Origin of the sequence: Rhodopseudomonas faecalis (assembly GCF_003217325.1) — a bacterium.
GTDB classification, from domain to species: domain Bacteria; phylum Pseudomonadota; class Alphaproteobacteria; order Rhizobiales; family Xanthobacteraceae; genus Rhodopseudomonas; species Rhodopseudomonas faecalis.
The window spans coordinates 75,565-84,630 of the sequence record NZ_QJTI01000020.1 but is presented as its reverse complement, the minus strand read 5'-3'; the positions used below and the strand labels follow the sequence as shown (position 1 = coordinate 84,630).

At 64.8% G+C, this 9,066-nt stretch carries 9 protein-coding genes and 1 pseudogene; 5 read left to right on the top strand and 5 right to left on the bottom strand.

Going from position 1 to position 9,066, the window contains the following annotated elements; translation table 11 throughout:
• Positions 1-168: pseudogene (locus BJ122_RS19920) on the top strand (IS110 family transposase); the annotation flags it as partial.
• Between the two features lie 306 nt (positions 169-474).
• Here BJ122_RS19920 and BJ122_RS14790 read toward each other — a convergent pair.
• Positions 475-1,587, bottom strand: coding sequence for a branched-chain amino acid aminotransferase (locus BJ122_RS14790; protein ID WP_110781950.1), 1,113 nt, complete (start codon positions 1,585-1,587; stop codon positions 475-477).
• 281 nt (positions 1,588-1,868) lie between these two features.
• Here BJ122_RS14790 and BJ122_RS14785 point away from each other — a divergent pair, with 281 nt between their 5' ends.
• From BJ122_RS14785 to BJ122_RS14775, 3 genes are read left to right on the top strand one after another with little or no spacing between them, the layout of a single operon-like run.
• Positions 1,869-2,435: a MarR family winged helix-turn-helix transcriptional regulator gene (locus BJ122_RS14785; RefSeq protein ID WP_110781948.1), complete on the top strand. Its 567-nt coding sequence runs from the start codon at positions 1,869-1,871 to the stop codon at positions 2,433-2,435.
• Complete coding sequence (locus BJ122_RS14780; protein ID WP_110781946.1) at positions 2,432-3,154, top strand: response regulator; 723 nt, start codon at positions 2,432-2,434, stop codon at positions 3,152-3,154. Before BJ122_RS14785 ends, BJ122_RS14780 begins: the two co-directional genes overlap by 4 nt.
• Positions 3,155-3,161: 7 nt before the next feature.
• Complete coding sequence (locus tag BJ122_RS14775) at positions 3,162-4,550, top strand: ATP-binding protein (protein ID WP_110781944.1); 1,389 nt, start codon at positions 3,162-3,164, stop codon at positions 4,548-4,550.
• 43 nt (positions 4,551-4,593) lie between these two features.
• On the opposite strand, the gene proC is transcribed toward BJ122_RS14775, so the two are convergent.
• Together proC and BJ122_RS14765 are read right to left on the bottom strand one after the other, a co-directional pair.
• Positions 4,594-5,430: a pyrroline-5-carboxylate reductase gene (gene proC, locus BJ122_RS14770; protein ID WP_181418966.1), complete on the bottom strand. Its 837-nt coding sequence runs from the start codon at positions 5,428-5,430 to the stop codon at positions 4,594-4,596.
• 106 nt (positions 5,431-5,536) lie between these two features.
• Positions 5,537-6,037, bottom strand: a complete 501-nt coding sequence (locus tag BJ122_RS14765) for a type III secretion system chaperone family protein (protein WP_110781942.1) — start codon at positions 6,035-6,037, stop codon at positions 5,537-5,539.
• A gap of 418 nt (positions 6,038-6,455) precedes the next feature.
• Between BJ122_RS14765 and BJ122_RS14760 the strand changes: the two genes are divergently transcribed.
• Positions 6,456-6,971 carry a 6,7-dimethyl-8-ribityllumazine synthase gene (locus BJ122_RS14760; protein WP_181418965.1) on the top strand — a complete coding sequence of 172 codons (516 nt, stop codon included), beginning with the start codon at positions 6,456-6,458 and terminating at the stop codon, positions 6,969-6,971.
• A gap of 235 nt (positions 6,972-7,206) precedes the next feature.
• On the opposite strand, the gene BJ122_RS14755 is transcribed toward BJ122_RS14760, so the two are convergent.
• Entirely contained in the window at positions 7,207-8,160 is a 954-nt protein-coding gene (locus BJ122_RS14755) for a ribose-phosphate pyrophosphokinase (protein ID WP_027278143.1), read from the bottom strand.
• Between the two features lie 171 nt (positions 8,161-8,331).
• Positions 8,332-9,039 (bottom strand): hypothetical protein, encoded by a 708-nt coding sequence (locus tag BJ122_RS14750; RefSeq protein WP_430694786.1) that lies wholly within the window; start codon positions 9,037-9,039, stop codon positions 8,332-8,334.
• Between the last annotated feature and the right edge of the window lie 27 nt (positions 9,040-9,066).

Genomic DNA, 9,066 nt, shown 5'->3' with positions numbered 1-9,066 from the left:
GTCGCCGCCCGCCACCACCCCAAGCTCCGCGACGACTACAACGCCCTTCGCCTGCAAGGAAAACCCGGAAAGGTCGCGCTCATCGCAATCGCCCGAAAACTGCTCGTCACAGCCAACGCACTCGTCAAAGCCGACACGCCATATCAAGGTAAGACCCTTGACACCTGAGACAGTCGCCGGGTTCGCGCTGCGCGCGCCCCGGAATGACTCGTGTTGGTGTCTCGTAACAGGCGCGGCTTCTTCACCTCTCCCCGCGTGCGGGGAGAGGTCGGATCAGCGCGCAGCGGTGATCCGGGTGAGGGGGCGCATCAACGCGCCGTAGCTCATCAACCCCTCACCCCAACCCTCTCCCCGCAAGCGGGGAGAGGGAGTAGGCCGTGCTTCAGAACGCTTAGTTTATCTAGAGCTGTTGTGTCGTTGAGGTCGCGACCTGTTCACCTCTCCCCGCGTGCGTAGAGAGGCAGGCGGCGGGTCTCAAAACACCTTCTTGATCCAGCCGTGGGTATCGGCGGCGCGGCCGTACTGGATATCGACCAGCTTCTTGCGCAGCCCCATCGCCACCGGACCGGCAACACCGCCATTGATGGCGAATTCGCCATTGGCCGAGCACACCTTGCCGATCGGTGAGATTACCGCGGCGGTGCCGCAAGCGAACGCTTCCTTGAGCTTGCCGCTCTCGGCATCGGCGCGCCACTGCTCGATCGTGTAGGGCTCCTCGCGCACAATGGCGCCGGATTCGCGGGCCAGCGCGATGATCGAGTTGCGGGTGATGCCGGGCAGGATCGTGCCAAGCGGCGGCGTCGACAACGAGCCGTCCTCGAACACGAAGAACACGTTCATGCCGCCCAGTTCTTCGACGTAGCGGTGCTCGCGCGCATCGAGGAACACCACCTGATCGCAGCCGTGATCGATCGCTTCGGCCTGCGCGCGCAGGCTGGCCGCGTAGTTGCCGCCGCATTTCACCGCGCCGGTGCCGCCGACCGCGGCGCGCGTGTAGTTGCGCGACACCCAGATCGACACCGGGGCCGGGCCGCCCTTGAAATAGGAGCCGACCGGCGAGGCGATCACCGCGAAGATGTATTCGTGCGACGGCTTGACGCCGAGGAACGTTTCGCTGGCGATCATGAACGGCCGCAGATACAGGCTGCCGTCGCCGCTCGGAATCCATTCGCGGTCCATGCGCACCAATTGCTCGACCGCTTCGATGAACACCGCCTCCGGCACCGGCGGCATCGCCATGCGGTCGGCCGAGTCGCGGAAGCGCTTGGCGTTGGCGTCGGGGCGGAACAGGTTCACGCCGCCGTCGTCGCGCTTATAGGCCTTCAGGCCCTCAAAGATTTCCTGGGCATAGTGCAGCACCGCGGCGGCTGGATCGAGTTGGAACGCGCCGCGCGCCTCGACGGTGGCGTTGTGCCAGCCCTGTTCCGCGCTGTAGCGCACCACGGCCATGTGATCGGAAAACACCCGGCCAAAACCCGGGGACACCAATTTGGCGGCGCGCTCCTGATCGGGCGTCGGGTCCGCCTTCGGCTGGATATCGAATTTCAAGCAAAGCGAGCCATCGATCTTGTCGAACGAAACGCCCATGGACTTAATCTCCTGGAACGGCGCGCCAAAACGGTGGCCGTCATGGTTATGCGAGCCCGGCCAACATGCCGGCGCAGGTGGGTTCTACATCCCGGAATGGCCGGGAGACATGCTTTGGCGGAATGCATGAACTCCGCTATGTTCCGGGCTACTGTCCGACCTGCGGGTGCGCGTCGCCGTCCGCTTCCTTATCGGACTGCAAGGGCGAGTGTCGCAAGCGGAATAGTCGATTATTTCGTCTTGATCGTTGGTTTTGTAACATAAAACCCAGATATGTCAATATGGCTGACATAAATTGCACCGAGCTTGCCCCGGCCGCCCCGCAGAGCGAGGTCGCCGCTGTGGCTGACGCGGCGCCGACGCCGCGTTGGGACATCATTGAACTGCTGTTTTTTGCCTACCGCGATTTTGTCGGCGATGCCGACCACGTGCTCGAAACCTTCGGCTTCGGCCGCGCCCATCACCGGGTCGTGCATTTCGTGTCGCGCTATCCGGGTCTTAAGGTCGCCGATCTGCTCGACGTGCTGCGCATCACCAAGCAATCGCTCGGGCGGGTGCTGAAACAGCTGTTGGACGAGGGCTATATCGTGCAGAAGGCCGGCGACACCGATCGCCGCCAGCGGCTTCTTTTCGCCACCGCCAAGGGCGAAGCGCTGGTCACCGAGCTGGCGCGGCTGCAGACCGGCCGCATCAACCATGCGCTCGCCGGTCTTGGCACAGGCGACGCCGCGACCGTGCTGACATTTCTGCGCGGCATGATCGATCAGGATGATCCGGACAAGGTGCTGCAAAGCATCCTGGCCGGCGCGCCCCCATCAGGTGGGCCCCAATCAAAGGATGGACGGTGACGGAATTCGCGATCCAGCCGAAGAAGCCGCCGCGGCCAGCGGACGATGCGCCGCATCTGCTGCTGGTCGATGACGACCGCCGGATTCGCGATCTGCTGTCGCGGTTCCTGGCCAGCGAAGGCTATCGGGTGACCACCGCAAAATGCGCCGCCGACGCCCGCGCCAAGCTGCACGGGCTGCATTTCGATCTGCTGATCCTGGATGTGATGATGCCGGGCGAGAGCGGCTTTGATCTGGCGCGTGCGATCCGCACCGAGTCGGCGGTGCCGATCATCATGCTGACCGCGCGGCACGAGCCGGAGAACCGCATCGAGGGGCTGCAGATCGGCGCCGACGATTATGTCGCAAAACCGTTCGAGCCGCGCGAATTGCTGCTGCGCATCGGCAATATCCTCAAGCGCGCGATGCCGAATGCCGCGCAGCGCATCGAGCAGGTCACGTTCGGGCCTTACGTGTTTCACCTTGAGCGCGGCGAACTGCGCCAGGGCGAGGAGATCGTGCATCTCACCGACCGCGAGCGCGACATGCTGCGGCTGCTGGCCTCGACGCCGGGCGAGACCGTGGCGCGCGGCGATCTCACCGGCGGCGGCGACGTCAATGAGCGCGCGGTCGATGTGCAGATCAACCGGTTGCGCCGCAAGATCGAGCAGGACCCGGCCAACCCGCTGTTCCTGCAAGCGGTGCGGGGCATCGGCTACCGGCTGATCGCGGTGCCTTGAGGCTGTCATGAGTTCTCTCGACGTTGGGCTGTCGATGATCCGCACCGTGTCGCGGCGGGTGGTGGCGTTCCACGATCAGGCGTGGCGGCGCTTCAACGATTTCATGCCCAAGGGGCTGTATGCCCGCTCGCTGCTGATCATGATCGTGCCGATGGTGGTGCTGCAATCGGTGGTGGCGTTCGTGTTCATGGAGCGGCACTGGAACACGGTGACGCGCCGGCTGTCGTCCGCGGTGGTGCAGGACATCGCGGCGCTGATCGATGTTTACAAAGGCTATCCGCAGGACAAGGACCGCAGCCAATTGCGCCGCATCGCCCAGGAGCGGCTTGGCCTGGTGGTGGATTTTCTCGGGCCGGACGACATGCCGCCGCCGGGTCCCAAACCGTTCTTCTCGCTGCTCGATCAATCGATCTCGCGGCAGCTCAGCCGCCGTGTCGCACGGCCGTTCTGGATCGACACCGTGGGCCGCTCCAATCTGGTCGAGATCCGCATTCAGCTCGATGACGCGGTGATGCGGGTGTTTGCCCAGCGCAGCGCGGCCTACGCCTCCAATTCCGAGATATTTCTGTTCTGGATGCTCGGCACCTCGACCATCCTGCTGGTGGTGGCGGTGCTGTTTCTGCGCAATCAGATCCGGCCGATCCTGCGGCTCGCCGATGCCGCCGAGAGTTTTGGCAAGGGCCGCGAGGTGCCGAACTTCCGGCCACGCGGGGCGCGCGAGGTGCGCCGCGCCGCCTATGCCTTTATCGAAATGAAGTCGCGCGTCGAACGCGCCATGGAGCAGCGCACCGCGATGCTGGCCGGCGTGTCGCACGATCTGCGCACCATCCTGACGCGCTTCAAGCTGGAGTTGGCGCTGCTCGGCGACAGCCCGGAAACCGAGGCGATGCGCAAGGACGTCGACGAGATGGCGTGGATGCTGGAGGATTATTTGGCGTTCGCGCGCGGCGACAGTGGCGAGCAGGCGCAGCCGACCGACATGGCGGCGGCGTTGGAAGAATTGCGCAGCGATGCCGAACGGCACGGCCACGTCGCCACCGTCCAGTTCCACGGCGAGCCGGTGGTGACGGTCAAGCCCGCGGCGTTCAAGCGCTGCCTGGCCAATCTGGTGTCGAATGCCGCGCGCTATGCCGACAATATCGCGATCACCGGCCACCGCGACCATCGCTATCTGACGGTCACGGTCGATGATGACGGGCCGGGCATTCCCCATGCGATGCGCGAGGAGGTGTTCAAGCCGTTCCTGCGCCTCGATGTTGCCCGCAATCAGGATGAGGGCGGAACCGGGCTGGGCCTTGCGATCGCGCGCGATATCGCCCGCTCGCATGGCGGCGACATTCTGCTCAGCGACAGCCCGATGGGGGGCTTGCGCGCCACGGTGCGCGTGCCGGTGTAGTCCGGTTTGATCCCTCCCCCTTGCGGGGAGGGACGATGATCGATTACTTCGCCAGTTCTTCCGAGCGCTTCTTGGCGGCGGCGACCGCGCGGATCATCAGCGGCCGCAGCCCGTCATTGGCCATCAGCACATCGAACGCGGCGGCGGTGGTGCCGTTCGGCGAGGTGACGTTCTTGCGCAGCGTGGCGGCGTCGAGTTCGGAGCGATGCAGCAGCTCGCCGGAGCCGGCGACGGTGGCCCGCGCCAGTTTCATCGCGAGTTGTTCGGGCAGGCCGGCCTCGACGCCGGCGCGCGCCAGTTCTTCGGCCAGCAGGAACACATAGGCCGGGCCCGAGCCCGATACCGCGGTGACGGCGTCGATCAGCTGTTCGTCATCGACCCATTCCACCGCGCCGGTGGCGCGCAGCAGCGCGTCGGCGGTGCTGCGCTGGCCGGCGCTGACTTCGGCGGCAGCCACCGCCACGGTGATGCCGCGGCCGATCGCAGCTGGGGTGTTGGGCATGGCGCGCACCACGGCGCCGCCGCAGGCGTCCTGCAGCGCGCTGACGGTGATGCCGGCCATGATCGACACCACCAGCGTCGACGGGCTGACATAGGCTTTCAGCTGGGCGGCGGCTTCGCGGAACATCTGCGGCTTGACCGCGATCACCAGCGCGTCGACCGTGCCGAGGTCCTGCGGCGCCGGGTTGAAGCGCACGCCGCGCGCGGTGAGGGCGGCAATGTCGTCGGAGGGTGCCGGCTCGAGCACGGCAACGTTGCAGCCGTCGAGCCCCTGCGCCAGCCATCCGGTGAGAAGCGAGCCACCCATTTTGCCGGCACCGGCCAATAAGATGGTGCCGCTGAGTTGCGCGAGAGGGCTGGTCTTGGACGTGATCGACATTGGCAATATCCCGGATAGCGAAACGGCCGGGACCATAGCACCAAGGTCGGTGGCGGGGGCCGAATTCATTCCGGCATCCACCTGTTTCGTCGCCGCGGCGCGGCGGTTACGCCTCGCCGGCGGTGTCGAACATCGCGCTCTGCATCGCTTCCTCGGCCGACTTGCCGGCCCAGACCACGAATTGCAGCGCGGGGTAGTAGCGCTCGCAGGCGTGCAGCGCGCCGATCAACATGCTTTCGCACTGGGCGGTGGTGGCGTTCAGCCCGCCCGGCAGCAGCAGCGCCTGGCGGTACATCACCGTGCCGGTGTGGGTCCAAATGTCGAAATGGCCGATCCACATCTGCTCGTTGATCATCGCCACCAGACGCTGCACCTCGGCGCGACGCGCCGACGGCACTTTGAGCTCGAACGCGCAGGCCAGATGCAGCGCTTCGATCTCGTTCATCCAGGTGAAAGACAGCTGATAATCGGTCCAGGTGCCCTTCGAGAGCATGACGATTTCGTCGTCGCCGGAGCGTTCAAACGACAGATCATTCGAGGCGGCAATGTCTTCCACCGCCGCCAGCGGATTGTTTTTTGATTCAAAGATGCCTTCCAGCAAGGGCATGCCGTCGCGACCTTACGTTTTGAAATGATTGGTACACACGCTGAGGGACCGTCAGCTGCGAAGGAAACGCCGCGCTGCGGATCATGACGCAACTACGCCAGCCGTTACTGATCGGATGTGAGTTACTGATCGAAGGCTTGCAGGAGTGAGATGATGTGATTTGCGGAATCTGTGCAACGGCATGACCTGCCCATCCACAGGCAAACCCAGGGCCGTCCACAAGTGTGACATTCGTGCCTAGAACAAACCGGAATCAAATGCACGGTGCCCGAGTCTGGCGGCGTCATTCCCGTCAGGCGAGTCCCAGCGCGTTTCCACCCGCTGATTCCGCCATACGGCATGCCGCGGGCGATCTTGTTGCCGCAATTCGCTTTCGGCATAGTCGCCCCCGCGCAAGTCCAAACCAGAGAGTATGTTCATGTCGAGCCGCGATATCGTCACCACGGGGCCCCGCACGCCGGTTCGCTTTGCCAAGCCGCAGCGCGTCGCCTTTGTGCAATCGTCCTGGCACCAGGATGTGGTGGCGGGCTGTTGGGACGCCTTCAGCGCCGAGATCGAGGCCTGCGGCATCTTGCCGGCGCAGGTCGATCGCTTTGAAGTGCCGGGAGCGTTCGAGATCCCGCTGCATGTGCAGACGCTGGCCAAGACCCGCCGTTACACCGCGCTGGTCGCGGCCGGCCTAGTCGTGGACAGCGGCTTGCACGGCTATGTCGCAGAAACCGTGATCCGGGCTTTGATGGACGTGCAGCTGCGCACGGAGGTGCCGGTGTTTTCCGCGATCTCGACCCCGCAGGGCTTTGCCGAGACCGAGGAGCAGTTCGCCTTTATCCGCGAGCATTTCGTCCGCAAGGGACGCGAAGTGGCGCAGGCTTGCGCCGATACCTTGGCGAGCTTCGAGCGGCTGCGCAGCCAGGTTGCCGCCGGCATCATGTGACATGAGCGGCGATTGATATCAGCCTGTCCGCACGTCATGGCCGGGCTTCGTCCCGGCCATCCACGTCTTTGATCTTGCAGCGCTTTCAAGACGTGGATGCCCGCGCTAACGATCATTGGTACGACCCGATGGTATGAGCCGCGGCGCTGTTAATTCAAAAAGCAGGCATCCAAAAAGCAGGCCGCCCCTGAGGGAACTCAGGGGCGGCCTGCAAGATCAGAAGGGTCAGCGCTGTTTAATCGAACAGGCTCGACACCGACTCTTCGGCCGCGGTGCGGCCGATCGCTTCACCGATCAGCGACGAGATCGACAGCGAGCGGATGTTGGGCGCGTTGCGCACGGCTTCCGTGGCCTGGATCGAGTCGGTGATCACCAGTTCCTTGAGCCTGGAATTGATGATGCGGGTGGTGGCACCGCCCGACAGCACGCCATGGGTGATGTAGGCATAGACCTCGGTGGCACCCTTGCCGAGCAGCGCTTCGGCCGCATTGACCAGCGTGCCGCCGGAATCGACGATGTCGTCGACCAGAATGCAGGTGTAGCCGTCGACTTCACCGATCACATTCATCACTTCGGATTCGCCGGCGCGCTCGCGGCGCTTGTCGATGATCGCCAGCGGCGCATTGATGCGCTTGGCAAGACCACGGGCACGGACCACGCCGCCGACGTCCGGCGACACCACCATGACCTTGCTGAGGTCAAAGCGTTCGCGGATGTCGCGCACCATCACAGGTGAGGCGTACAGGTTGTCGGTCGGGATATCGAAGAAGCCCTGAATCTGCCCAGCGTGCAGATCGAGCGTCATCACCCGGTCGGCACCGGCATGGGTGATCAGGTTGGAGACGAGCTTGGCCGAGATCGGAGTGCGCGGGCCGGCTTTACGGTCCTGCCGGGCATAGCCGAAATACGGGATCACCGCGGTGATGCGACGCGCGGAAGCACGCCGCAAGGCATCGGTGATGATCAGCAGTTCCATCAAGTGGTCATTGGCCGGGAACGAAGTCGATTGCAGGATGAACACGTCCGAACCGCGGACGTTTTCCTGAATCTCAACGAATACTTCCATGTCGGCAAAGCGGCGGACCACCGCTTTGGTGAGCGGCATGCCGAGCCAGTTGGCGATTTCCTGCGCCAGCGCGCGGTTGGAATTGCCGGCGACCAGCTTGACGGAGCCGTTCTTGCCCGACATCGACGCCTCCCCCCCGGATTTGGTGGATACAACGTTCAACATATCGGAATACTCACAGAACAGGCCATCTGGACGGGGGTCCTCATAACAAGGACACGTTGGCACTGGCAACCCATCGGGTACCGTATTGCCGGATCAGACCGTGCTTTTCGCCGGTTATGATCCGAATTGTTAATGCGCGCTGAAATCCGCGGCGGCAAGGCTCATGGTCGGCGCCGGGCTGTCAGAGCTGCGCACCTCGGCACTGCGCGCCTCACTGGCGGGCGGCTGGGTGGCGGCGACCGCGGTGCCGGCCGATCGGGCGGGCGCGCTCGGCTCGGGTGCATTGCCGTTCAGCGCCTGGGTCAGGCCGGTCAGGCCCGCCTGCGCGATCCGGCGCAGCACGACATCATCGGCTTGCGCCCAGGCGTCGCGTCCGGCCTTGCCGGCCGCTTCTTCGCCGGACAGCCGCAGCGCGCGCTGCTGATCGCGGTCATAAACGTCCCAGACCCAGGCGATGCTGGTGCGGCCACCGCGAATATGGGCGGCCAGATAGCTGCGCACCCGGTACGCGGCCGCGCCCTGGCGCGACACCACCGAGACGTTGCGCAGCTTGGATTCACTGTCGAGCGCGCCAACCAGGCGGTCGAACACCTGCGGCGGCGGGCCGTCGATCGACTCGAAGGCGACGGTGGTGCCACCGGCACCGCCCATCTGCGCGAAGGCATTTTGCGGGGAGTTGCCGTTGGAGACGCAGCCGGCGGCGGCGCTGGCGATCGCCAGGGCAGTCACGGCGCGAACCAGACGCCAAGCGGGGGCTCGACCAAGGATGGTTCGAGCGGGGCGCGATTGCGCAGGCTGAAGACCAGCAGGCTGAAGACCTGGCGAGAGACCAAGCATGGGACCGAATCACGTCTCCTGATGGCC